Source organism: Streptomyces sp. NPDC058092, from assembly GCF_042884935.1.
Classification (GTDB): domain Bacteria; phylum Actinomycetota; class Actinomycetes; order Streptomycetales; family Streptomycetaceae; genus Streptomyces.
In genome coordinates this window covers 78,544-101,381 of sequence record NZ_JBHVSY010000027.1, presented here as the reverse complement: position 1 = coordinate 101,381, position 22,838 = coordinate 78,544, and the positions used below count along the sequence as shown (strand labels likewise).

22 protein-coding genes and 4 pseudogenes are annotated in these 22,838 nt (G+C 67.7%); 11 read left to right on the top strand and 15 right to left on the bottom strand.

What is annotated here, in order from left to right:
* Nucleotides 1–254: 254 nt before the first annotated feature.
* Nucleotides 255–914: an MFS transporter gene (locus ACFVV1_RS33385; RefSeq protein WP_389997156.1), complete on the bottom strand. Its 660-nt coding sequence runs from the start codon at nt 912–914 to the stop codon at nt 255–257.
* Between ACFVV1_RS33385 and ACFVV1_RS33380 the strand changes: the two genes are divergently transcribed.
* The 3 genes from ACFVV1_RS33380 to ACFVV1_RS33370 all read left to right on the top strand — a co-directional run bounded on the left by ACFVV1_RS33380 (nt 901) and on the right by ACFVV1_RS33370 (nt 3,289).
* Entirely contained in the window at nt 901–1,038 is a 138-nt protein-coding gene (locus ACFVV1_RS33380; protein WP_389997153.1) for a hypothetical protein, read from the top strand. The two genes, ACFVV1_RS33385 and ACFVV1_RS33380, sit on opposite strands and share 14 nt — an antisense overlap.
* Nucleotides 1,039–1,145: 107 nt before the next feature.
* Entirely contained in the window at nt 1,146–1,952 is an 807-nt protein-coding gene (locus ACFVV1_RS33375; RefSeq protein WP_389997189.1) for an IS5 family transposase, read from the top strand.
* Between the two features lie 377 nt (nt 1,953–2,329).
* Nucleotides 2,330–3,289, top strand: coding sequence for a phosphotransferase family protein (locus tag ACFVV1_RS33370; protein ID WP_389997150.1), 960 nt, complete (start codon nt 2,330–2,332; stop codon nt 3,287–3,289).
* Between the two features lie 248 nt (nt 3,290–3,537).
* Here the strand turns inward: ACFVV1_RS33370 and ACFVV1_RS33365 are convergent, their stop codons facing one another.
* The gene (locus ACFVV1_RS33365; RefSeq protein ID WP_389997147.1) at nt 3,538–4,020 is read right to left on the bottom strand and encodes a hypothetical protein; all 483 of its coding nucleotides are present in this window, start codon (nt 4,018–4,020) and stop codon (nt 3,538–3,540) included.
* Nucleotides 4,021–4,248: 228 nt separating this feature from the next.
* Between ACFVV1_RS33365 and ACFVV1_RS33360 the strand changes: the two genes are divergently transcribed.
* Together ACFVV1_RS33360 and ACFVV1_RS33355 are read left to right on the top strand one after the other, a co-directional pair.
* Entirely contained in the window at nt 4,249–5,691 is a 1,443-nt protein-coding gene (locus tag ACFVV1_RS33360; protein ID WP_389997186.1) for an NF041680 family putative transposase, read from the top strand.
* Between the two features lie 23 nt (nt 5,692–5,714).
* Nucleotides 5,715–5,972: pseudogene (locus tag ACFVV1_RS33355) on the top strand (SDR family NAD(P)-dependent oxidoreductase); the annotation flags it as partial.
* Between the two features lie 186 nt (nt 5,973–6,158).
* On the opposite strand, the gene ACFVV1_RS33350 reads toward ACFVV1_RS33355, so the two are convergent.
* Entirely contained in the window at nt 6,159–6,788 is a 630-nt protein-coding gene (locus tag ACFVV1_RS33350; RefSeq protein WP_389997183.1) for a recombinase family protein, read from the bottom strand.
* A 489-nt stretch (nt 6,789–7,277) separates the two neighbouring features.
* Nucleotides 7,278–7,649, bottom strand: a complete 372-nt coding sequence (locus ACFVV1_RS33345) for a helix-turn-helix domain-containing protein (RefSeq protein ID WP_351268006.1) — start codon at nt 7,647–7,649, stop codon at nt 7,278–7,280.
* A gap of 92 nt (nt 7,650–7,741) precedes the next feature.
* Between ACFVV1_RS33345 and ACFVV1_RS33340 the strand changes: the two genes are divergently transcribed.
* Nucleotides 7,742–8,581, top strand: a complete 840-nt coding sequence (locus tag ACFVV1_RS33340) for an SDR family oxidoreductase (RefSeq protein ID WP_389997144.1) — start codon at nt 7,742–7,744, stop codon at nt 8,579–8,581.
* Nucleotides 8,582–9,064: 483 nt separating this feature from the next.
* Here the strand turns inward: ACFVV1_RS33340 and ACFVV1_RS33335 are convergent, their stop codons facing one another.
* Nucleotides 9,065–10,132, bottom strand: coding sequence for a recombinase family protein (locus ACFVV1_RS33335; RefSeq protein ID WP_389997141.1), 1,068 nt, complete (start codon nt 10,130–10,132; stop codon nt 9,065–9,067).
* A 213-nt stretch (nt 10,133–10,345) separates the two neighbouring features.
* On the bottom strand, nt 10,346–11,386 hold the full coding sequence (locus ACFVV1_RS33330; RefSeq protein WP_389997138.1) for an NAD(P)-dependent alcohol dehydrogenase: 1,041 nt from the start codon (nt 11,384–11,386) through the stop codon (nt 10,346–10,348).
* Nucleotides 11,387–11,480: 94 nt separating this feature from the next.
* Here ACFVV1_RS33330 and ACFVV1_RS33325 point away from each other — a divergent pair, with 94 nt between their 5' ends.
* On the top strand, nt 11,481–12,089 hold the full coding sequence (locus ACFVV1_RS33325) for a TetR family transcriptional regulator (protein ID WP_389997135.1): 609 nt from the start codon (nt 11,481–11,483) through the stop codon (nt 12,087–12,089).
* Nucleotides 12,090–12,158: 69 nt separating this feature from the next.
* Here ACFVV1_RS33325 and ACFVV1_RS33320 read toward each other — a convergent pair whose 3' ends face one another.
* From ACFVV1_RS33320 to map, 4 genes are all read right to left on the bottom strand, one after another.
* Entirely contained in the window at nt 12,159–13,532 is a 1,374-nt protein-coding gene (locus ACFVV1_RS33320; RefSeq protein ID WP_389997132.1) for a transposase, read from the bottom strand.
* Complete coding sequence (locus tag ACFVV1_RS33315) at nt 13,424–13,909, bottom strand: hypothetical protein (protein WP_389997195.1); 486 nt, start codon at nt 13,907–13,909, stop codon at nt 13,424–13,426. Before ACFVV1_RS33315 ends, ACFVV1_RS33320 begins: the two co-directional genes overlap by 109 nt.
* Before the next feature lie 5 nt (nt 13,910–13,914).
* Complete coding sequence (locus tag ACFVV1_RS33310) at nt 13,915–14,061, bottom strand: hypothetical protein (RefSeq protein ID WP_389997128.1); 147 nt, start codon at nt 14,059–14,061, stop codon at nt 13,915–13,917.
* A 130-nt stretch (nt 14,062–14,191) separates the two neighbouring features.
* Nucleotides 14,192–14,974, bottom strand: a complete 783-nt coding sequence (map, locus tag ACFVV1_RS33305) for a type I methionyl aminopeptidase (RefSeq protein ID WP_389997125.1) — start codon at nt 14,972–14,974, stop codon at nt 14,192–14,194.
* Nucleotides 14,975–15,040: 66 nt separating this feature from the next.
* On the opposite strand from map, the gene ACFVV1_RS33300 reads away from it, so the two are divergent.
* Complete coding sequence (locus ACFVV1_RS33300; RefSeq protein WP_389997122.1) at nt 15,041–15,343, top strand: helix-turn-helix domain-containing protein; 303 nt, start codon at nt 15,041–15,043, stop codon at nt 15,341–15,343.
* Nucleotides 15,344–15,789: 446 nt separating this feature from the next.
* On the opposite strand, the pseudogene ACFVV1_RS33295 reads toward ACFVV1_RS33300, so the two are convergent.
* From ACFVV1_RS33295 to ACFVV1_RS33275, 5 genes and pseudogenes are all read right to left on the bottom strand, one after another.
* A pseudogene (locus ACFVV1_RS33295) lies at nt 15,790–16,053 on the bottom strand (lamin tail domain-containing protein); the annotation flags it as partial.
* Nucleotides 16,054–16,342: 289 nt separating this feature from the next.
* Nucleotides 16,343–16,621: pseudogene (locus tag ACFVV1_RS33290) on the bottom strand (lamin tail domain-containing protein); the annotation flags it as partial.
* A 99-nt stretch (nt 16,622–16,720) separates the two neighbouring features.
* Nucleotides 16,721–17,287 (bottom strand): integrase core domain-containing protein, encoded by a 567-nt coding sequence (locus ACFVV1_RS33285; RefSeq protein ID WP_389997119.1) that lies wholly within the window; start codon nt 17,285–17,287, stop codon nt 16,721–16,723.
* 496 nt (nt 17,288–17,783) lie between these two features.
* Nucleotides 17,784–18,379 (bottom strand): annotated as a pseudogene (locus ACFVV1_RS33280) (IS3 family transposase); the annotation flags it as partial.
* 205 nt (nt 18,380–18,584) lie between these two features.
* The gene (locus tag ACFVV1_RS33275; protein WP_389997116.1) at nt 18,585–20,771 is read right to left on the bottom strand and encodes a M64 family metallopeptidase; all 2,187 of its coding nucleotides are present in this window, start codon (nt 20,769–20,771) and stop codon (nt 18,585–18,587) included.
* A 214-nt stretch (nt 20,772–20,985) separates the two neighbouring features.
* Here ACFVV1_RS33275 and ACFVV1_RS33270 point away from each other — a divergent pair, with 214 nt between their 5' ends.
* The 3 genes from ACFVV1_RS33270 (at nt 20,986) to ACFVV1_RS33260 (ending at nt 22,690) form a co-directional block, all read left to right on the top strand.
* A complete protein-coding gene (locus tag ACFVV1_RS33270) occupies nt 20,986–21,291 on the top strand; it encodes a transposase (RefSeq protein WP_389997113.1) in 306 nt (101 codons plus the stop codon).
* A 204-nt stretch (nt 21,292–21,495) separates the two neighbouring features.
* Nucleotides 21,496–21,660 (top strand): DUF6207 family protein, encoded by a 165-nt coding sequence (locus ACFVV1_RS33265; RefSeq protein ID WP_389997110.1) that lies wholly within the window; start codon nt 21,496–21,498, stop codon nt 21,658–21,660.
* 319 nt (nt 21,661–21,979) lie between these two features.
* Nucleotides 21,980–22,690: a lipase gene (locus ACFVV1_RS33260; protein WP_389997107.1), complete on the top strand. Its 711-nt coding sequence runs from the start codon at nt 21,980–21,982 to the stop codon at nt 22,688–22,690.
* Nucleotides 22,691–22,838: the final 148 nt, after the last annotated feature.

The following is a 22,838-nucleotide window of genomic DNA, read 5'->3' as shown; positions in this document are numbered from 1 at the left end:
AACACGCCCCGCCAGGACGGGCGCGTCCGGGTCACGCCAACTGGTACGAGCCCCGGGCACTCGAAGAGGAGTGCCCGGGGCCGTACCGGTTGGCGTTGTCGTCGTTGCGGTTGCAGCGCCCGGGTGGAGGGAGCCGCTGGACTCGGCTGCTCCCCCTCACCACCCGGTACATTCCGCCTCCCGCGCGCCTGGGCGTGTGGCGGGAGTTGTTGAGGGCCGGGCCTGGCCGCGTGTCCAAGGAGCTGGCCGACGGCTCAGGCGCGTACAGGTGCCTGCTCGGCCGGTGCGTCCTCGCTGGCCGAGGAGTTCGCGCTGCGGCGCACCGCCGGGATGAGGCAGGCGACGGCGGCCGAGACGAGTGCGACACCGCAGCCGATCAGCAGGCCCGTGCGGAAGCCGCCTTCGGAGGCGAGCGACTGGCCGCCCATGGTGATGGTCATCTGTGCCAGGACGACGCCGATCACCGCCGATCCCATGGTGGTTCCGAGCGAGCGCATCAGCGTGTTGAAGCCGTTGGCCGAAGCCGTCTCGGAGATGGGAACCGCGCCCATGATCAGCGCGGGCATGGCGCCGTAGGCGAGGGCGACGCCGCTGTTGATGACGATGCCGACGATCATCAGGCCCCACGCGGTGCCCATGAGGGGGAGGGAGATGCCGTATCCGGTCGCGATCACCAGGGCACCGCAGATCAGGGCGAACTTGGGGCCGCGCTTGTTGATGAGCTTGCCGCCGAGCGGAGAAATGATCATCATCATCACGCCGCCGGGCGCCATCCAGAGACCCGCGGCCAGCATCGACTGGCCCAGGCCGTAGCCGGTGGCTTCGGGGAACTGGAGCAGCTGCGGTGCGATCAGCATGAAGGCGTACATGCCGACGCCGATCAGCACGGAAGCGGCGTTGGTGAACAGCACCATCACCGGAACTGTCGCCCCGCACGCCGCTCTCCAGCCCAAGGGCCGGTGGATCAAACACCTCAACACCCAGCTCAACTCGGTCGAGTCCACACTCGATGTGATCGCCGACTTCACCGACGCCTGACCGGTGGGACCGGCCGCGAAGCGGCCGGTCCCACCCCCGTCTTGAGGGAGGAGAGTCCGTTGCCGCGCAGGCGCTGCTACCCCTCGGACACCTGGGACGACGAGTGGATGCTGATCGAACCGCTGCTGCCGGTGCCGGCCTGCGAGACCTCGACCGGCGGGCGCCCGGAGAAGCACCCGCGCCGCGAGATCGTGGACGCCATCCGCTACGTCGTCGACACCGGCTGCAAGTGGCGGGCCCTGCCCAACGACTTCCCGCCCTGGCGCACGTGTTACGGGTTCATGGCCCGCTGGGCCGCGGCCGGTGTCATCGGGCAGATCCGCGACCAGCTCCGCAAGCGGATCCGCCGCGAGATGGGCAAGGCGCCCGGAGCGGTCGCCACCGTCATCGACTCTCAGTCGGTCAAGGCGGCCGACACCGTCGGCAAGGACTCCCGCGGCTACGACGCCGGCAAGAAAATCAACGGCCGCAAGCGGCACCTGGTCGTGGACACCAAGGGTCTGCCGCTGTTCATCATGGTCACCCCCGCCGACATGACCGACCGCAACGCGGCGAAGGAAGTGCTGTTCCGGCTGCGGCTGATGCACCCGGAGATCACCATCGTCTGGGCCGACTCCGCCTATGCCGGACAGCTCGTGAGCTGGGCGAAGACCTTCCTGAACCTGACGATCAAGACCGTCAGCCGCCCGAAAAACGTGCCCGGCTTCGTCGTCCTGCCCCGGCGCTGGGTCGTCGAACGCTCTCACGCCTGGGTCATGCACGCCCGTCGGCACGCACGTGACTACGAACGGCTCATCCAGCACTCGGAATCGCTCATCACCTGGGCTGCGATCACCCTTATGACCAGGCGGATCACCCGCCGAAGCTCTCGCAGGAGCGGACAGCCGACCTCCCGCGAAGCCCAACGCGACTGATCATCTTGGCCCTGACGGTCAGCAGTCCCACCAAGACTCCCCGGACCGTCAGCCCTGCCCAACCCCATACAGCCACCCGCGTCGGGGTCAAGGACGGCGAGTGGCCTAACCGGCCGCGGGGTCGCGGCGAACCAGCTGTCATGAGCCTAGTGTCCCGCCTCGCTGGAGCTGAGGTACGGCGGCCGTCTGACCTGGTGTGTCTCAGGTTGAGTGAGATGCCGAGTGTCCGTCTGCCTCGCCCAACTGACTTCTGAGTTGCGCTTCGTAGAGCATCTGCGTCCGGATCCAGGCTTGCTGGAAGGACTGAGCCGCACGGCCGTCGGTACCCGTAAAAGCCTTCGCCCGTGCCGCCGCCCGGATGATGAGGTGGCACGGTGATGAACCACGATGAGACCGCGACCGTCCGACCGTTGACGCTGGCTTGGGTGGGTCGGCACCTGGAAGCTGGCGAACGGATCGTCAAAGCCGAGGCGCTGCACGGCGGCATCACCGCCGAGATGCGGAGGCTGATCATCGGCACACGGGACGGAGGCACCCGTGACCTGGTGCTGCGGAGCTACGTCGACCCGTTCCACATGGAGAACGCCGAGGACGGGCTGATTGGGGAGGCCGGAGCTCTGACCTTGCTCGCGGAGACCGGCGTGCCGGCTCCTTCACTGGTCGCGGTTGATCCGACCGCCGCGCAGTGCGAGTATCCGTCGCTCCTGATGACCCATCTGGCGGGCCGGACGGTCCTTGACGATATGGGAGCGGAGACGCGTGTGCGCCTGCTGGCCCGTCAACTTGTCGCGATCCACGCGGTGTACCCCGCTGAGCGGCCCCGGGAATATACGACGTTGACGACCGCCGACACCGTCGTGGTTCCCAAGGGCGCCGACGCGGCCGTATGGGCCGCGGCTATCGAAGTGATCCGCAGACCCGCGCCACCCTATGAAGGGCGCTTCCTGCACCGGGACTTCCAACCCGGCAACGTGCTGTTCGACGTGCCGCCTTCGAACCCGGAACGCGCTCGGATCACCGGCGTCATCGACTGGGCAGGAGCCTCCTGGGGCCCGGCCGATCTCGATGTGGCGCACTGCTCCGTCAATCTCGCGCTGCTGCACGGCCCGGCTTGGGGGCTGTGGTTCGCCGAGGCGTACGAGGAGGCCGGCGGTGTGCTGGCTGCGAGCGAGAGCGAGCGGCTGTACTGGCGGGTGCGGGACGCGCTGGCCGCCTCGGAGGAAGTGCAGTCGGTGTCGCAGCCGTGGCGGGAGGCCGGGAGAACAGAGCTGACGACGCGAGCTGTGGAGGATCGGCTGGATGCCTATGTCACCGCCCTGATGGACGCTTCGGGCTGACACGCGAGACACAGGGGCAGTTGCCCGAGATTGAGCGAGACGTACAACCCGATGCCTCACATCGACCGAGACTGCTTCGGCTTCAGCGAGACAGGACACCTAGCCCGCCTGCCCTACCCGCCACCCGGAAACTGCGCAGTTCGAATCCTGAGCTGGGAAAACACACAGCGAGGCTTTGCAAACAGGCACTCAGCTTGTTCTTTATCTTCCGCGTTCCGTCGCCCGCGTTGAGGATGGGACGGACTGCATCAACCGACGTTGTCGCTCATCAGCTTCCGTTCTCCGGCTGTCCGGGCCAGGTGCCGGTAGAGGGGTGATGCGGTCACGGCGACGAAGAGCGCGAACAGGGTGATCGGCAGTAGCCCGAGGGGCCGGAGCAGGTAGTCCGGGTGTTGTGAGATCTGCGGCCAGTTGACGTAGTAGTTGGCGGACACGTCCACGGTCATGACCGCGCTCGCCATAGTCACGGCGATTGGTCGGACTCGTACCAGCAGAACGGCCACCAGAGGGTCGAGCAGGACCAGAGCGACGAAGTAGACCCGGATGGGAGCCGGTGCGGGAGAGGCATAGCTGTTGTGACCGCCACCTGCCAGGTCCACGAGGTGCATGGCGGTTCCCCAGAGGAAACAGATGACATACGCCGCCACGACGAACAGCACCCGTCGCGGCAGGTGACGCGGTCGCCCTTCCCCGTCCTGGGCAAGCGGACCTGTCGATGCCTGCTGCGTCATGCTGCCCCCGGTTGGTTGGCGGCACCCTACTTCATCTGTCTCAGCGCCTTTCGGGAAATCCTGCCAGCCCGGCATATCCGCCACACATTTGATGAAATGGGTCGTTCCGGCTTCGAACGGCATCTCGAACTGGATCGCTCACCTGGGGATTCGCCGGACGTGGGGGCGGCCTTCGTCTGATCCTGTGCTCCGACCAAGGTGCACGTGACCGAGACGAAGGCCGTGAGGGTGAGTCTGCTGCCTGCTGCTGTCCGGAGGGAAGCGTTCGCGGAAGCGTCACGCTTCCGGGGAGAGTTCTACGGGTGTCTGACCGCCCGGCGCGACGAGTTGTTCGAGCTGGCGGACGCGGTGCTGTGCGCGGACGGTGCGGTGAAGTCCCCGGTGGACTTGACGCTGTTGCCCGAGCACCGGCGTGGGCACGGAGCGATGTACGGCGGCTTGAACCATGGCCGCATCAACGTCGACAGGCTGCTGACGGTGCTGGCCGGGCTGCCGCTGCCGCGATTCGACGGCGGTCGCCTGGTCCTGGCAGTCGATGTGTCGCCGTGGCTTCGCTCGGACGCGCCGTGCTCGGCGGAACGCCTGTTCTGCCACGTCTACGGCCGTGCGAAGACGGCGTCACAGTTCATTCCGGGCTGGCCCTACTCCTTCGTGGCCGTGCTGGAGCCGGGCGCCACGTCCTGGACCGCGATCCTGGACGCGGTCCGGCTCGGCCCGGCGGACGACGCGACCGCGGTCACCGCCGCCCAGCTCCGAGGAGTCGTTGAACGGCTCATCGCCGCGGGCCAGTGGCAGGCCGGGGACCCGGCCATCGTGATCGTCAGCGACGCCGGCTACGACGTCACGCGCCTGGCCTGGGTCCTGCGCGACCTGCCGGTCGAGCTGGTCGGCCGGGTCCGCTCCGACCGTGTGATGCGTCTGCCGAAACCACCGAGGATGCACGGCGTCAACGGCCGGCCGCCCAAGCACGGCCTGGAATTCCGCTTCACCAAGCCGGAGACCTGGCCCGAGCCCGCGATCACCACCGTCACGGACACCACCAACTACGGCAAGGCTGAGGCCCAAGCGTGGGACCGGGTCCACCCACGGCTGACCCACCGCTCCTCCTGGCTCGACCACGACGGTGAACTTCCTTTGATCGAGGGGACGTTGCTGCGGTTGAAGGTCGAGCATCTGTCGAAGGACCGGGAGGCCCCGCCGGTGTGGTTATGGTCTTCCAAGACCGGCGCCACCCCGGGCGACGTGGACCGCTTCTGGCAGGCGTTTCTCCGTCGCTTCGATCTGGAGCACACGTTCCGCTTCGCGAAGCAGACCCTGGGCTGGACCACTCCGAAACTCCGTACTCCCGAGGCGGCGGACTGCTGGACCTGGATCCTGATCGTCGCTCACACTCAGCTCCGGCTCGCCCGGCCCCTCGTCGCGGACCTCCGCCGGCCCTGGGAGAAACCCACCACCTCCGACCGGCTCACCCCGGCCCGGGTCCGCCGCGGGTTCAGGAACATCCGCGCTCACCTCGCCTGCCCGACCCGTGTTCCCAAACCCCGGGGCGCCGGCCCCGGACGGCCACTCGGTGCCAAGAACAGACACCGGGCACCCCGTTACGACGTCGGCAAGACCGTCAAACGCCCCAAGACCCTCAAGGCAATCGGCAAGCCTGGCAGGTCCTGGTAGATAAAGAACAAGCTGAGCTGACGACGGGGCCGGTGGCCGTGGCGTACGCGCCGTCGAAGACGTTCCTGAATGCCGTCACCCTGCAGTACGCCCGGGAGTTGAGCGGCACGAACATCCTGATCAACATGGGCTGCCCCGGCTACGTCGCGACCGACCTCAACGGCTTCCGCGGCGTGCGCACCCCCGAACAGGGCGCGGCGATCGCCATCAAGCTGGCCACCTTGCCTGACGACGGCCCGACCGGCAAGTTCTTCGAAGACGCCGGCGTAGTGCCCTGGTGAAGTGCACGGCGGTCATCACCCGCCGGGGTGGGCGGCTTCGCCCGCGCGTCTCGAACAGGTCTATCGACACTGATTCCCACATGAATGGCAATTCACCGCAGGTTGCAAGCAGCGTGACCATGTGGTTCCAACAAGCGTGACCTACGGGATCCGGATCGCAAGGTCACCACACCCCCATGGTTCCAACTACCGTGTCACGGCACAGAAGTCAGCGTGTGCCGTCTCGACTGCCTCCGGGTACGCCTGGGTCTTCTCGTGCTCGGCGAGCGCCCGGTAGATGCTGGCGACGGACGGGTTCTGTCCCTTGCGCTTGCCGGTGGGGATGATCAGGTCGGGCTGGATCTGCTCGACGGACTCGCCGAGCGCCTTGCGCCGCAGCACGGTGTGCAGCATGTCGTCGGTGATGACCGGGGGCCGGCCACCGTATTTGCCCTTGCGGGCCGCGGTCTCCAGCCCCTCCAGCGTCGACTCCCGGATGTTCTCCCGCTCGGTCTCGGCCATCGCGGCGAAGAAGCCGAACAGCAGCTTGCCGGGGCCGGTGGGGTCGTAGCTGCCGGGCAGCGGCCCGGCGAGCGTCTCCAGCACCAGGCCGTGCTCGGTCAGATGGTCCGCAAGGGCAGTGAGCTCTGCCGCGTCACGCCCCAGCCTCTTCATCTCGAACACGGTGAAGATGACCCGGCAGTGCGGGGCGTGCGCCTTGATCTCCCGGGCGGTCTTCAGCGCCTCCTCGAACTGCGGGCGGACCTTGATCCGGGTGCTGAGCTTCTCGCTGAAGATCTTGTCTCTGCCGATGCCGTGCTTGGCGAGCGTGTCCAGCCGCGAGTCGAGCTCCTGGCTGAGGTGCGAGCAACGGGCATAGCCCGGCCTTGGGGGCCAACGGAACAGCCAGTATCGGTGAGATTGATCTTGGTGCGGGGCGGTCAGGCTTCGGTGCCGACGGCCGTCTGGAGGGCCTGCCGGAGCTGGTCGAGGCCAGGCGCCCCGGCCGGACCGTGCGGGATAGCGAGGACGGATAGCCGCAGGCCGGCGCGTACGATCGAAGCGATCCGGCTTTCGCGTAGGCGTCGTCGACGTCCTCGGTGGAACCGGCGAACTTGGGCTTCTTCCACGCCAGCTGCCGGGAGACTCCCCGCTGGTTGGCGATCTGCTGCCACGCCTCGCCGTTGTGCCGGGTCACGGGTCACGGCCGTGGTGATAGGTCATGCAGCGCGTTCAGGGCGGCCAGAGGGCGCTATTGGATCAGGGCGAAGATCTGGCTCAGCAGGTCGTCCATCGCGTCGCGGATGTGCACCAGCCAGTACCACGCTATCCCGCGCTGCGCGGCGACAGCCGCCGTGTGATCCGGTCGAACAGCTCCGTCAGCGGCTCGCCGACGTCCCGGCCGAACTCGGTCAGCCCGTAGGTGACCTGGGGCGGCGTCGTCGGCTCGACCTCCCGCCAGACCAGGCCGTCCTGGACCAGCGCGCGCAGGGTCTGGGCGAGCATCTTCTCGCTGATGCCCTGGATGCTCTCGCGCAGCTCGTAGAACCGGAGGCCATTGCTCCGCAACGAGATCAGCACCCAGACGCCCCACCTGCTGGTCACGTGGTCGACCACATCGCGCGCGGGGCAGTCGGTGTGAAACACGTCATACCGCTTCCCCGCCTCGGCCTGTCTGTGCTGCACGCTTCCCATCATTTCATGAGCTTACCTCAAGGTATGTCCTTACCAAAAGTTAGCCCTCGCTCTTAGCGTGAAGGCCACAGAGAACATCCGACAAGGAGCTGATCATGATCGTAGTGACCGGGGCTACCGGGAATATCGGCCGGCCGTTGACGCAGGCGCTGGCCGAGGCGGGCCAGCAAGTGATGGCAGTGTCACGGCACGCGGCGGCGGTGCCGAACGGCGTCCGCCACGTGGCGGCCGACCTGGGCAAGCCGGCCAGCCTCAAGCCCGCGCTGGCCGGGGCGAAGGCGCTGTTCCTGCTGCTGTCCGGCGACCTGCACGCCACTGGAGCCAACCCTGCCGACATCATCAGCGAAGCTGCGGCCAGCGGGGTCCGCCGGGTCGTCCTGCTCTCCACGCTGGGCGTGGTGACCAGGCCCTCCGGCCAAACGCGGATCGCGATGCGCGCACTGGAGGACACGCTGCGGGAGTCCGGCCTGGAGTGGGCCATCCTGCGACCGGGCGGCTTCGCCTCCAACGCCCTGTGGTGGGCCGAGTCCGTCCGCGCGCAACAGGGCGTCGCCGCGCCCTTCGGCGACGTCGGGGTGCCGATCATCGACCCGGCGGACATCGCCGCGGTCGCGGCAGCCTGCCTGCTGGATGACCGGCACACCGGCGGCGTCTACGAGCTGACCGGCCCAGAGGTGATCACTCCGCGCCAGCAGGCGGAGGCCATCGCCGCCGCGCTGGGCTCGCCAGTGAGGTTTCACGAGCTCACCCGCGACGAGGCCAAGACCGCCATGACCCAGAGCATGCCGGCGGAGCTTGCCGACGACACTCTGGACATTCTCGGCTCCCCGAGCCCGGCCGAGCTGCGCGTCAGCCCGGACGTCCAGCAGGTCCTCGGCCGCGCCCCGCGCCCCTTCGCCGACTGGGCCGCCCGCAATGTCGCCGCGTTCCGCTGAGACTGGTCAGCGCCGCTGGAACTGCTTTCGTGCTCGGCGATCCACTGCTGACAGTCGAGGAACCTGACCCGAAGTTGACGCTGACATGGCCCCCAGCCGGGCCGGAACCGACGCTGCAGCCACAGTGAATCGACGTGCAGCCAACTCCGTTGGCCCTGCGAGCCTAGGAACATTCCGATCAACCCCGCCCTGTCGGCAAACGATGCGCGGCCGAGGAGGAGCTGGAGGGGCTGCTCGGCGTGCACCAGGGCGCCGAGCAAGCCCACCCGGTTCGACGAGGAGGACCTTGTGGCCGAGTGGGCCGCCCAGAGCACGCCACCGGTTCGAGCCCAGCCAGGAGGCGTAGGCCTCCATCAGGCAGTACCAGGACGCCCGGGGCTCCAGGTGCAGCCTCACCGCACGCCACCCGCGCACCGGAGACTGCTGTCCACCGTGAAGTTCATGGTGCAGACCCTCACGGCCGCCGGCGAACTCCAGCGCGACCTACATGTCGAGGGTGACCGCCAGCTCCGGGGCCGGGGCGTCCTGGTGGCCGGTGGCGTGCTCGGGCATGAGGTCGGCCTCGTTCGTACCGCGAGGCCCGGGGACCGCGCCGGCCTTCAGGGCGGCGAGGTCGGCGTGGGCCTGCTCGACGGCTTCGGGGTACGCCTCGCGTTTGGCGTGCTCGGCGAGCGCCCGGTAGATGCTGGCGACGGAGGGATTCTGTCCCTTGCGCTTGCCGGTGGGGATGATCAGGTCGGGCTGGATCTGCTCGACGGACTCGCCGCCCGCGCGGCGCCGGAGCACGGTGTGGAGCATGTCGTCGGTGATGACCGGGGGCCGGCCGCCGTGCTTGCCCTTGCGGGCCGCGGTGTCGAGTCCCTCCAGCGTCGACTCCCGGATGTTCTCCCGCTCGGTCTCCGCCATCGCCGCGAAGAACGCGAACAGCAGCTTCCCCGGGCCGGTGGGGTCGTAGATGCCGGGCAGGGGCCCGGCGAGCATCTCCAGGACCAGGCCGTGGGCGGTGAGGTGGTCAGCGAGGGCGGTGAGTTCGGCGGCGTCGCGGCCGAGCCGCTTCATCTCGTACACAGTGAAGACGACGCGGCAGTGCGGGGCGTGCGCCTTGACCTCCCGCGCCGTCCTCAGCGCCTCCTCGAACCGGGGGCGCACTCGCACTCGGGTGCTGATCTTCTCGCTGAAGATCTTGTCCCTGGGGATGCCGTGCTTGCTGAGCGCGTCGAGCTGGGAGTCGAGTTCCTGGCCGAGGGTCGAGCAGCGGGCGTAGCCGATGCGGATGTCCGCGCTCGGCAGGTCCGGGTCGACTGCGGCGGGTACCGGCGTGCCGGGCCGCCACGGCTTTCCGGGACGGCGGTCCGCCGGGGTCGGCACCCGCAGCACCTTCGACAAGCGGGGCACCTTGGTGAACCGGCGGGTGTGGTAGGCGGAGGCGACCGCACCGCCGCGCGAGCGGCAGGGCGAGCCCGGCTGCACGTCACACTTCGGACAGGCGTGCTGCTCGACGTCGTCCGCGTCCGACCGCTCGGTCGGGGAAGGCTCTTGAGGGTCCGTCATGACCCCGGATCTTCGCACAATGCAAGTCTCAGAAGGGGGTCCGTCCAGCTTTTGGGTGAGAACGGGTTCTGAGAACCGAGCGGAGATCATCGAGGGCCCGGCGGCCCGTTTTCGATCTTGCTCCGACAAAGGGTCGTTTGCGAGAGGGCGGGGTGCCGGGCCATGCGCGCGGCGTTGTCCGGCCCGCACGGCATGGCCCGGCCCACCGTCTCTTCAGTCCAGGTCGGACATGTCGAGCACGAAGCGATAGCGGACGTCGTTTCGCCGGAGGCGGTCGAGTGCCGTGTCCACCTGTGACGACGGGAGCACTTCGATGTCGGCGGCGATGCTGTTGTCAGCGCAGAATTGGAGCATCTCGGCTGTCGCCAGGCGGCCTCCGCTGCCCGCGGAACTGAGCTTCTTGCGGCCGATGAGCAGGTCCGTGGCCTCGACGGTGACGGGGCCCAAGTACCCGAGGAGGCTGAGGGTGCCGTCCATCGCCACCAGTTTCAGATACGGGGCGAGGTCGTGAGGGGCGGAGATGGTGTCGATGACGACGTCGAAGGTGTCGCGTGCCGTGGCCATCTGCCGGGTGTCGGTGGAGGCGATGAGGTCGTGAGCGCCGAGCTTGCGGGCGTCGTCGCGCTTGTCCTGGGTGCGGCTGATGACGGTCGTGGTGGCGCCGAGTGCCACGGCCATCTTGACTGCGAGGTGGCCCAGGCCGCCGAGGCCGGCCACGGCGACGCGACTGCCGGGGCGCACGCCGAGGGAGCGCAGGGGTTCCCAGACGGTGACGCCGGCGCACATCAGCGGGGCGGCTGCGGCCGGGTCGAGGCCGGAGGGGAGCGGGTAGGCGAAGGCGTCGCGCACGACGTACTCGCGGGAGTAGCCGCCCAGGGTGGTCGACCCGTCCTGCCGGTCGGTGCCGCCGTAGGTCAGAGTCGGGAAGGAGTGGCAGAAATTCTCCTGTCCTGCTTCGCACATGGCGCACACGCCGCAGGAGTCGATGATGTTGCCCACCGCGACGCGGTCGCCGACCGAGAAGGTGGTCACCTCGGGGCCGATCCCGGCCACCACGCCGGTGAATTCGTGACCGGGCACCAGGGGCGCTTTCGTGTGCTGGTCGTAGGCGCGCAGGGCGTGCAGGTCGGTGTGGCACACGCCGCAGTAGTCGACCTGCACCGCGATGTCATCCGGGCGCAGGTCACGGCGCTCCAGCGACGCGCGCCGCAGCGCCGTCGGGCCGGCCGCCTGCCATCCGGTGGTCGTTCGCATACGTGACTCCTTAAACAGACTGTTCTGTCTGTTGCAGCGTAAGTGCGACCGTGCCCCGAGGTAAACCAACTGTTCTGTTTGGTAGAGTGCGGGTATGCGGGAACAGCCCCAGACCTCGCGAGGCGCCGCGACCTACCAGCGCATCCTGGACGCCGCCACCGAAGAGTTCGCCCAGCACGGCATTGCCGGGGCGCGCATCGAGCGCATCGTGACGGCAGCGCGCACCAACAAGGCACAGCTCTACGCCTACTTTGGCGACAAGGAGCGACTCTTCGACGCGATCTTCCTCAGCTCGCTGGAGCGCATCACCAACGTCGCGCCCATCGACGCCGACGATCTCGCGGAGTGGGCCGTTCGTCTCTACGACGAATACCTGCGCCGCCCCGACCTCATCCGGCTGGCGACCTGGACACGACTGGAGCGTCGGCCTGCCGGGCACCTCGTCGAGACCCACCAGCACTACGACGACCGCAAGCTCACGGCCATCGCCGAGGCCCAGGCCGCCGGGCGGGTCCGCGCAGGTGACCCGTTCGACATCATGGCCATGGTCATCGCCATGTCCATGGCCTGGTCACCGGTCAGCAACGTATATGCGGCCAGCAGCCAAGAACCCGATGACGTACATGACCAGCGCCGCGCCCTGCTCCGCGACTGCGTCCAAAGCGCCACCGCGGCCGGCAGAGGCGACGCATCCCCCTCATGACTGCCACCAACACCCCTGGTGACGCTCACGCACGTTGCCTGGGCTCCGGCCAGGACCGGAGCCCAGGTCTCACGCCGGAACTGCGGCTGCTTCCCCCTGCGGGGCGCGCGGGCCGGGTACCGTCGCCCGGATGGACAGGTCCAGGTCGAGGCGGCTGTTCATATCCAGCTCGAATCTGCCGTACGGATTCACGTGGGTCCAGAACAGCGGCGACAGCGCCCGCCGGTCCGCATCGGTCAGCCTGTCCGCCCACTTCGGATCAGCCAGGACCTCCTGCATCAGCAGCGTGTTGACGTGCACCAACGCTGACTGGAGCAGGTGTAGCGCGAGCATGCTGACCTCCTGGGATTCCTTGTCCGCACCGGCCAGATCGCCGTCCTTGCCGTAGAGGAGGTCCTTGTTCGCGCTGTTCCAGTTCTCCACAACCTGCAACCCCTCGTGGATCTCTTGGCGCATCTCGATGTTGGCCAGGTAGTCGCAGACGAACGAGGTCCTCACCGCCCGCCCAAGTTCTTCGATCGCCCGGTACGTCGGGTGCTTCGGCCCTCCCCGGGTAAACCGGCGCAGGACCTGTTCGGCCTCGGCGGTGCCCAGGCGCAGGGCGGTGGTGTACTTCACGATCTGGTCGTACTGCTGGGCGATCAGGTCCCAGTCGATTGTCTTGGTGGAGAGCACCGGGCCCAGGTTCGGCCAGGTGTCGTCCTGTCCGGCCGCCGGCCGGTACAGCTTCGCAGACCCGATGTTCTTCAACCTCGGCATCAGCTTGAAGTCGAGCATGTGCGCGAAGGCAAACCCGACGATGGACGCGCCGTGCGTGTCGGTGTACTGCCGGTCCACGTCCATGTCGGTGCAGTGCCGCAGCACGCCCTCGATCATTGAGGCGACCTCGGAAGCCGAACAGGACTTGAGCTGGCTGTAGATGCAGACGGATTTCCGTTCGACGTGCCAGTAGATCATCACGCCGGGGCCCCGGTAGCGCTGGTGCCATTCGGTCATCAGGTTGCTGGACCAGGCGCCGAACTTGCGGCTGTCGGAGGCGCACGCGGTGCCGGTGCCCCACCACATCTCATCCCGGACGGCGAAGGTGGCGTTCACCAGTTTCCGCAGGGCCGCGCGCATGTTGGCGCGGTTGACGAACAGGTGCCGCACCCTGCGCAGCGTCGCCTCGCTCTCACCGTGCTTGCCGGTCACTGCGACCCGCTTGATTCCCATGTTCGTGCCCAGGCCGAACAGGACCAGCAGCAGCCAGCGCCGCAGCACGTCCTTCGCCAGCATCTCTCTGGTGGCCACCGAGGTGAACTCAGCGATGAAGTCCGTGTCAAACTCGGCGTACTTCAGGATGTCCAGCAGGTCGATGGTGCCCCAGCGTCGTTCGATCTCGCCTTGATGGCGACCAGGCTCTCCGGCTCCTCCTGCTTGCCGCGCGGGGAGACCCTGATCCACGGCTCGCCGTGCTTCTTGACGATCGCCACCCCGCCCGTCGTGCCCTCCGCCAGCGCCTGCTCGAAGCGATCCAGCGAGGTGCGGAGCTTGCCGTGCAGGGCGGCGATGAACTCCCCGGCGTCCTGCGGCTGGCCCAGCCCGGCGTAGTGCACGTCCCGGTTGTCCTCGAAGTCCGCAGGCAAGTCGTCCTCCGGGTTACGCCACCGGTTCGCCCCCACCACCCAGACCTCCCGGCGCCGCACCGCGTCCCGCAGCGCCACCAGCACATCCAGGCCGTGCTCGCCCTCGCCCGCCGCCGGGTCAACGTCTTGTGGGCTCTGATCCGTGACAGACGGTGCTACACCGCCGCACCACCAGTAGCCGCTACAGCTTGACAACGACATTAGGAAGCGAGAACGACCTCGGCGGTGTCCAGGCCGCGCTCATTGACGCTGAGGTAGCTGTTCGCACCGGAAGGGTCGAGGGAGTCAAGCCAGAGCTCTTCGTTGTCGGCCAGGTACTCGTGCAGCGCGTCGGCGTCGCCGGCCACGCCGGCAGGGATCTGGACCTCGGTCTCGAATTCGTGGGTGACTTGACGGCCAGCGAGACGGTCACTGTGGCCTCTTCGTCGTCCTCGCCCGTATGCTCCGCCTGCGAAGAGGAGCGCGGGGGTTTCAGCCTTACGGCTGCGACGGCTTCGGCAACGTGAGGATTTCGGCTCCGTCCTCGGTGATGGCGATCGTGTGCTCGCTGTGTGCCGTCCGGCAGCCTGTCGCGCTTCGGAGCGTCCACCCGTCGGCGTCGGTGACGAGTTTGGCAGTGTCCGCCATGACCCACGGCTCCAGTGCCAGCAGCAGCCCGGGGCGCAGTTTGTATCCACGGCCAGGCCGTCCGGTGTTCGCAACGTGCGGGTCCTGGTGCATCGTTGACCCGATGCCATGCCCTCCGAATTCGGTGTTGATCTCGTATCCGGCCTGGCTGAGGACTTTGCCGATGGCGTGGGAGATGTCGCCGATACGAGCTCCGGGTCTGGCGGCGGCGATCCCTGCAGCCAGCGCGCGTTCGGTTGCCCTGATCATCGCGACGCTCTTTGAGGGCTGCGCATTGCCTACGACGAAGCTGATGGCGGCGTCTGCAGCGACTCCGTGCTTGGAGACGGCAAGGTCAAGTGTGAGCAGATCGCCGTCGGCGAGCGTGTAGTCGTGGGGCCGCCCGTGGAGCACGGCATCGTTGACGGCCGTGCAGATGTAGTGGCCGAAAGGGCCGCGTCCGAAGGATGGTGCGTAGTCGACGTAGCAGGACAGCGCTCCCGCCTCGGCGATCATGGTCTTGGCCCACCGGTCGATGTCCAGGAGATTCGTGCCGATCGCGCTCCGGCCCTTCAGTGTCTGCAGGATGTCTGCGACCAGGGCGCCTGTGTCTTTTGCCCGGGCCAGCAGGGCGGGGTTCAGGATCTCGATCATGTGCCACTTTCCTCACGGAACCAACAACTATACCGGCCAAACTATACCGGTACTAGAATCGGGGCCATGGTCAGACTGCCGCTCACTCCCGCAGAGGTCGCACGCGGCCAGCGCCTCGGCGCCCTCCTGCGTCGGGCCCGGGGAGAACGCTCGATGCTCGAGATTGCGCTCGACGCACGTGTCTCACCGGAGACACTCAGGAAGATCGAGTCGGGCCGCGTGGCCACCCCCGCCTTCCCGACCATCGCGGCGATCGCCGATGTCCTCGGCCTCTCCCTCGACGCGGTGTGGGCCGAGATCAGCCAGTCCGACAGTGGCGTTAGACCGGCGAACGCTGATCACTGCGCACGTGAGCAGCTGACCGCGTAAGCCTCCATCCCACAGCCGCGTCGGGGAGTCGGGGCGGGCCTGGAACCCACGCGCGCCATGGCCCGGAGTCACGCTTCCCGCTCCGGTTCGTTGTAGGAGTCCTCCCAGATTCCGCGAACTCGCACGCTTCTCCGCCAAACGAGGACGTAGATCACCGCGGCGAAGACCGGATCATCATCGATGCGGGTGATCCGCCATCTTGCGGCCGCACCCGCGCCAGGGGCAGCGACGGCCTGGCGATTCCCCCACAAGCCCCCCAGGGGGATCAATCCCCCATCATCCACTCCCCATGCCCAGCACAACCGCCAACTGACCATGTAGGACACGGTCTACTCCAGTCAGATTTGGTGTCTTGAGCTGGCTCTTTTCAGGTAGTGGCATCGTTGGCGATGGCTTGGTGGCGTCTGCGCCAGCGGGACCATCTCAGGGCATGCTGACGCTGCGGGGAACGTGAACCGGTTCCCGGCGGCGTCCTCGACGACGTAGCCCCTGAGGTTGAAGGTCGTGGTGGCCGAGTAGTTCTTGACGGTCAGGTACTCCTCACGCGTGTTGCCGGAGGAGCACTCGTTGGAGTCCGGGCCGGGTGTGTCGTACTGGATGCCGCGGACCTTCAGCGCAGAGGAGTACTCGGCGCCCTGGGCCGGGAGCGCGGTCAGAGCAGCGAGCGTGCCGGCCGTAACAACGGTGGCGATGGCGGCATGGGTGCGCAAGGTGAAGTCCCCCCTCAATCGTGGTGATGAGTAGCAGAAGCGCATAGAAAATGACGAGCCTCTGGTTACAACGGCAAGCCTCTTGTCCCGGACATTGCCGACCCTGGCACGGTGGATCGTGTGGCCGATCTGACTCCGTGCGCGGGGCCGTTGCCTTGCCCTGCTGGTGATGCGGTTCCGGCCGGGGTGTGGAGGCGGGTGCCGGGCAGGTCAGGCTGCTGCCCGGCACCCCTAGGAGAAGGCAGGGGCTGTCAGCCGTCGTCAGGTGTTCAGCCTCTCCAGTCCCCGGTCAGCGGCGGTGGTGGTGTCCCCGGCCCCAGGACTCGGTGTCGACGATGCGGCCACGGTCGTCGCGCAGGGTCGCGGTGTCGGAACGGTTGTCCCAGACGTAGTTGCGGCGGACCTTATAGAGGTCGGTGCGGGTGTCGCGGCCGACGCCGGTGTGGATCCGGACGGTGGCGCGGCCGGCGAGGCGGACGTTGTCGAAGCGGTAGCGGTGGCCGTCCTCGTCGCGCAGCGTCCGGCCATCCAGGTTCACCGCGCGGCGGGTGTTGTTGGTGAGCTCGACCCTGTGCCGTTCAGAAACTCATCGCTGCTGGTCAAGCCGTGTATCTGTACTCGTTGATGACGCCGCCCAGTACTCGGGTGCGGAGGAGTCGGTGCGCGGTCAGTCGGTCGAGGGCGCCGGGTTCTCCTGGGCGAGGGGAGGAAGTTGTCCTCGGGCCTGGTGGGGGCGATGGCCGTTGTAGTGGAAGGCGTAGACGTCGAGCACGCGTCGAGCGTGGGCTTCGTTCAGGATCAGCAGGTGATCAAGGGCCTCGCGCCGGAGTGTCCCGATGCCCCTTTCGCAGTGCGCGTTCATCCGTGGGGCCCGCGGCGCCGTCTTCAGGGTCTCGATGCCCTCGGACGCGAAGACCGCGTCGAAGGACTCGGTGTACTTGCGGTCCCGGTCGCGGACCAAGAAGCGCAGCGACTCCAAGCTCAGGCCCAGGTCGACGGCGAGGCTGCGGGCTTGCTGGACCGTCCACTGCGCGGTCGGATGCGCGGTCACACCAGCGATGTGCAGGCGGCGCGTGCCGCGCTCGAGGAAGACCAGCGCGTAGACCCGGCGAAGATCAACCAGGTCGATGTGCAGGAAGTCGCAGGCGATGACGCCGTCGGCCTGCGCCGTCAGGAACTCTCGCCACGTCGGCCCACCTCTACGGAGAGCAGGGCCTACTCCGGCAACAGTCAAGATCTCCCAGACCGTGGAGACTCCGACCCGATGCCCGAGCCGCGCGAGCTCGCCTTGCGGCCAGCCGCAGCACCAGCTCTTTGATCGCCTTCGTGGTCGGTGGCCGGCCGGGCCTGCTCCGGCGCTTGCTGTAGTCCCACCGGCACGCCACGAGCCTTCGATGCCACGCCAGCACGGTGCCCGCAGTCACCGGGAACACCTGCGCCCAACGACGCCGGGGTATCAACGAGGACAACGCCGCGAACCACAGCCGGTCCGCCGGCTCGTAGCGCACCGGACCTGCAAGTTGCCTGCGCAGCACCGCGTTCTCGTGACGCAGGACAAGAAGTTCGGCGTCCTTGGCCACCTGCCGACGCAGCAGCAACACCGGGACTGACAACAGCTTCCTCGTCACCCGATAGACCAGCGAGACAATCACCCGCGGCATCGTCCCACGCGACCCTGAGCGCCACCAGACCCCCTACGACCTGCAGCGACGCATTTCTGAACGGCACAGGTTGATCCGCATCAGCCGGGTGACACGCTTGCGGTTGATCCTCCGCCCCCTCGCACGCAGCTCAGCATGGACGCGTGGGGCTCCGTAGGCGCCATGGTGTTCGGCGTGGATGGCGCGGATCTCGCTCACGGTCCGTTTCTCCTCGGCCCGGCGCTGGGCGCGGGCCTGCTCGGTGGCCAGGTGCTGGTAGTAGCCGGCGCGGGACGCCCCGAGCACCCGGCAGATCTGCTTGACGCCGAAGTCGGCGCGGTTGTCGGAGATGAAGTCCCAGCGGCGGGGGTTCACTTCACCTCCCGAGCGAAATAGGCGGCTGCCCGGCGCAGGATCTCGCGCTCCAGCTGCCACTCGTGCTCGGCCTTGAGCAGCCGGGCGTTCTCCGCTCGCAGCCGAGCCAGCTCCTCGGTCGCGCTCACGCTGCCGTCGCGGCCCTCAGGCGCGGCCTGGGTCTCGTCCTTGCGCACCCACGTCCGCAGCGATTCCGCGGTGATGCCGAGATCTGCGGCCACCGCCGCGTACGTCCGCTTCCCGGCCGCGGCACGGTAGAGCGCGACGGCACCCTTCCTGAACTCCTCCGGATACGGAGACTTGCGTCCCACCTGGACATCCCTCCCTGAACCGTCAAGATCCATTGTCAGCGTGTCCACTCCACAGGATCATCCTCATCTTCACGGCTCTCCCGAACGACTGACGTCACTCGGTTGACCGCGATGCCGGTGGGCCGTGCCCGGAGCGAGCGCCTGGAACTGAACGGTGTTGGGCGGCGGTCCCCGGCGGGGACCGCCGCCCAACCGCAGAATGGGCTCAGTTGCAGGCGAACCGGTTGTAGGGGACCTGGTAGGTGGCGTCGAGCTCATGGTCGTTCGTGCTGTTGGGGCCCTTGACCTTCGCGTGCGCGGTCACCGTCGCGCTGCCGGTCTCGGTGGTCGGCTCGCCGGTGCGGAAGACCGCCGAGACCTTTCCGTCCGCGGGGACGTTCTTGAAGGTCTGCTCGCCGTAGGAGGTCTTCACCGTGAGGTTGGCCTGGTATGCCGATCGGTTCCGGGCGGACACCTGGACCTGTGTCTGATCCTTGACGCAGAGGGTCACCGCGCTCGATGTGACGGGTACGGAGCCCGGCGGTGTCGGGTCCTTGGGGAGCACCGTGACGGTGAACTTCTTGGGCGGTGCCACGTTGCCGGCGGCGTCCACGGAGCGGTACTCGATCTGGTGGGTGCCGTATCCGGGCAGCCGCTTGGCGAACGGTGAGGTGGACAGGCCTCCGGTGCCGAGGTTGCCGTAGATCAGATCGTCCACGTTCGTTCCCGTGGGAGTGAACAGGAACGGCTTGGAACCGTCCGTAGGCCAGCCGAAGTAGTGGAACCACCCGTCGCCGTCGACCCGGAATTCCGAGGTCAGTGCCCCTGGTTGGTCGTCGTGTGCCGTGAGGTTGAGGCTGAAGGAATCCTTGACGGTGTAGTGCGGCGTGCCGTCGCTGTTCTGCGAGACGCTGACCGGGTCCGACACAAGGTAGCTGGTGGTTGCCGCCGTGTTGTCGACTGTCCACTGTTCGGTTGCCGCAGGCGACGTGGGCTTGCGTGAATCGCTTACGCTGACGTCGACATGGTGGGTGCCCTTGCCGAGTCGGAGGCCGCCGAGATCGAGACTCGTCGAGTGCCCCACGACATGGCCGTCCAGCCGCCACACCACGTTCAGAGCGTGGTCGCGCGGGTGATTCGGGTCGACCCACAGGACGTCAGTCGCCCCGACGGGCCGCTCGGCGGGCGTCGCCAGGGAGATCTTCGGAGCATCGTCGTCGGTGAACGGTGCGGAGGGTGTCCCGACCGTCCACTCGCGCGTGGCCGTCATCTTGCTGCTGTCCCGGAGGGCGGGATCGCGGACGAAGTCCGTGTCGTCGACGACTTTCACACCGATCGTGTCGCCCGCGCGTGCGTGGAGGTCCCGCACATTGACGCTGCGGGCGTTGGCGACGGAGCGGAGCACCTTGCCGTTGACGCTCCAGGTGGCGTCGAGCTCGTGATAGACCGGGTGAACGGTGTCGATCCACAACTCGTCGGTGGGGCTTACGGGTTCATCGGTGGGCGTTGAGTCCTCGATGAGGTTGACGGCCCCTGACAGGCCCGCCGTCATCCGTTCGCGACTCACCTGGTCCATGTAGTAGCCGAGCGTCTTCATCATCGAATGCCGGCTCGGCCGCCAGACGCCCTCGGTGTAGTACGTGCCGCCTTCGTACCGGCCGATGGTGCCGCCCGATTCGCTCTTCTCCCCAAGCCAGCGCCACCACTTGGCCTTCTGGTCGCGCATCTGCTGCTCGGTCAGTAGGGTGTGATGGACCGAGTTGGGTTCACCGCCGCTGTAGGTGCCGCTGGTCACTCCCCGGGAGTAGTAGTCGTACTCGTCCTGGAGACCGCCGAAGGAGTGGCCGAGTTCGTGCGGGGCGATCAGTGCCGACATGGCGTTGCCGCCGGTCGCTGTGGCGTAGGAGCCGCCCGCGCCGCCGTAGGTGTCGCTGTTGGCCAGCGCGAGGATCTGATCCGCCTTCGGGGCCAGGGCCGCGTACTTCTTGGCCGCGTTGTTGTCCATCACGAGCAGCCGCTGGATGCCGTTCGTGGAGCAGCCGCTCCAGAGCTTCATCCCCAAAGGGGTGTTGCGCATCGGGGAGCCCAGCTGAGGGTCGCAGCTGATCCCCGACTCCTGGGAGGGAGTCTCGACGGCGTAGACGTTGATGTAGTTCCGGTAGCTCTTGTAGGGCTCAAGGCCCCAGAGCACGTTCAGCTGTTGGTCGACCTGGTCGAGAAATTCGGGCATCTCGGACGCGGTGTAGCCGTCACCGAGCACCACCAGGTTCCAACGATTCGACGGGTCGCCGGTCACCTGGATCGGAACGACCATCGCGTCGTCGGCCGCGGCGCTCACCGGAGCGCCGGCCGCCTGTCTTTCGGCACCCGTCGCGGCGGGCGCGGCGGCCATCGCGCCGAACGCTACAGCCACCGCAACAAGTGGAACCAATATACGTTTCACAAGGAAGCTCCTTGACCTGGGTCCTGGTCCAACGGGCCTTCATACGACTGCTTGCCATGAGGAAGTGTCAATCCTCTGGCTGTGCAGAGATCTTGGTTGTGCGCTTAGGGGGCCCTGACCCCGGGTTTTGGACACCGGAGAGACTTGGATCTTGGTGGTCCAGGAGAACGGAGCCCCTGTGGGGATGAAGCACTACCCCGCCGAGTTCAAGGCGGACGCGGTCGCGCTGTACCGGTCGCGTCCGGGAGCGACGATCAAGTCGGTCGCCACCGACCTCGGGGGGAACACCGAGACGCTGCGGAACTGGATCAGGGCCGCTGACGGACGTCGGTCCGGTGCTCACTCCACGCCCGCGGCGGCGCCGCGGCCTGACGGTGACGCGGTTCAGGCGGAGCTGGCGGCCGCGCGGAAGAGGATCCGCGAGCTGGAGGAGGAGCGGGACATCCTTCGCAAGGCGGCCCGGTATTTCGCAGGGGCGACGCGCTGGTGAACCGCTGCCAGTTCGTTGAGGATCACCAGCGCCGTTTCGGCGTCAAGCGACTCTGCGCCATCTTGGGCATCGCCCGCTCGAGTTTCTATTACTGGCGCCGCACCGCAGCACCAACGGACCAGATCATCTGAGACAGGGACCAGATCGTCTGAGGCGGGACACCAGTTAACGCTGGGGGGTGGTTAGTTCGATGAGCCCGGCCTCGTGGTTCTCGATGCACCGCCGCCGACAACCGCCCACGCCGTGATGGCCGAGCTGGAGCAGTGGGGGGCCACCTCCGGTATCACCCCCGTGAGCAGTGAACCGGGAGTACCAGGGGTGCGGGCGCGGGTGTACGCCGACATCAGCCGCCCCGGCACCATGATGTGAACCACACCGACACCACGCCGCTCAGGAACCGGGAACGGGCAGTTCAGGCGGTGCGTGGCGGGGGCGGCCTAGAGGCGTTCGCAGAGGGCGCGCACGAGGCGGGCCCTGTTCTGGACGCAGGCCAGGGTGCCCTTGTGGGTTGTGTTCAGGCGTCGTTGTACTTCGGCGAGGATGATCTCGGCTAGGGTGCGGGGGCCGGTGTCGCCGTCCAGGAGATCGGTGTGGCAGCGGACACCGATGGCGACAGCACGGGCGTGGCCGGTGAGCTGCAGGGCGATCTGTTCGTAGTCCTGCAGTGTGAGGGTGGCGGGGTCGGTCCATGACAGGACAGAGGCGACCAGACGCTGGTAGGGGGCGCGGTCCAGCCGCTCCGAAAAACCCGGGCGGGTCGTACAGAACGGTCGACCACACCTATGAGTCCGCCGGCACCACCTTCCCCGACCGGCGGACGCTGCCCTGCGCCATCTGTGACCACCCACCCACGGATGGCCCCGGGACCATCGCAGAAAGCCGGGCCAAGGACGTCTCCTTCGTACTCGACCAGCTGACCGGCCGCCGTCCGGCGTGGCGCTACGACGCGGGGCGGATCGGCATGGCCGGGCATTCCATCGGCGGCGCTGCCAGCGCCGCGACGATGGCTGCCGACCGCCGCGTACGGGCCGGGGTAAATCTGGACGGCACCTTCGTCGCTCCGGTTCCCGTCACCGGCCTCGGCAGCCGCTCCTACCTGATGTTCGGCAAGCAGACCAGTGACCAGGACCGGACCTGGAAGGAGGCCTGGGCGCACCTGAACGGCTGGAAACGCTGGCTGTTCGTCGCCGGCTCCAGCCACGGCACCTTCACCGACATGCCTCTCCTCGCCGCGCTGGTGGGCGTCCCCTATCCGGGCGAGCTCACCCCGGGGCGTTCGGAGCAGATCACCCGGACCTATATCGCCGCCTTCTTCGACTGGCAGCTGAAGGGCATAGAGCAGCCCCTGCTCGACGGGCCGTCACCGGCGAACCCGGAGGGCACCGTCCGGCGCCCCTGACGGCCCGGCGCGGACCGGCTGGCGGCCGCCCCCGGGTTCGACCGCGGGCCGATCCGCAAGAGAGACACCGTCGACCGCGCGGACTACAAGTTGAAGCAGTTCAGCGCCGTGGCCGCCCACTCCGACAAGCGCCCCACGCTTACGTCGG

Coding starts and splice junctions, on each gene's coding strand:
- ACFVV1_RS33385 (WP_389997156.1), bottom strand. CDS start 914: ATGGTGCTGTTCACCAACGCCGCTTCCGTGCTGATCGGCGTCGGCATG.
- ACFVV1_RS33375 (WP_389997189.1), top strand. CDS start 1,146: ATGCTGATCGAACCGCTGCTGCCGGTGCCGGCCTGCGAGACCTCGACC.
- ACFVV1_RS33370 (WP_389997150.1), top strand. CDS start 2,330: ATGAACCACGATGAGACCGCGACCGTCCGACCGTTGACGCTGGCTTGG.
- ACFVV1_RS33365 (WP_389997147.1), bottom strand. CDS start 4,020: ATGACGCAGCAGGCATCGACAGGTCCGCTTGCCCAGGACGGGGAAGGG.
- ACFVV1_RS33345 (WP_351268006.1), bottom strand. CDS start 7,649: ATGATGGGAAGCGTGCAGCACAGACAGGCCGAGGCGGGGAAGCGGTAT.
- ACFVV1_RS33340 (WP_389997144.1), top strand. CDS start 7,742: ATGATCGTAGTGACCGGGGCTACCGGGAATATCGGCCGGCCGTTGACG.
- ACFVV1_RS33335 (WP_389997141.1), bottom strand. CDS start 10,132: ATGACGGACCCTCAAGAGCCTTCCCCGACCGAGCGGTCGGACGCGGAC.
- ACFVV1_RS33330 (WP_389997138.1), bottom strand. CDS start 11,386: ATGCGAACGACCACCGGATGGCAGGCGGCCGGCCCGACGGCGCTGCGG.
- ACFVV1_RS33325 (WP_389997135.1), top strand. CDS start 11,481: ATGCGGGAACAGCCCCAGACCTCGCGAGGCGCCGCGACCTACCAGCGC.
- map (WP_389997125.1), bottom strand. CDS start 14,974: ATGATCGAGATCCTGAACCCCGCCCTGCTGGCCCGGGCAAAAGACACA.
- ACFVV1_RS33300 (WP_389997122.1), top strand. CDS start 15,041: ATGGTCAGACTGCCGCTCACTCCCGCAGAGGTCGCACGCGGCCAGCGC.
- ACFVV1_RS33270 (WP_389997113.1), top strand. CDS start 20,986: ATGAAGCACTACCCCGCCGAGTTCAAGGCGGACGCGGTCGCGCTGTAC.
- ACFVV1_RS33260 (WP_389997107.1), top strand. CDS start 21,980: ATGACAGGACAGAGGCGACCAGACGCTGGTAGGGGGCGCGGTCCAGCC.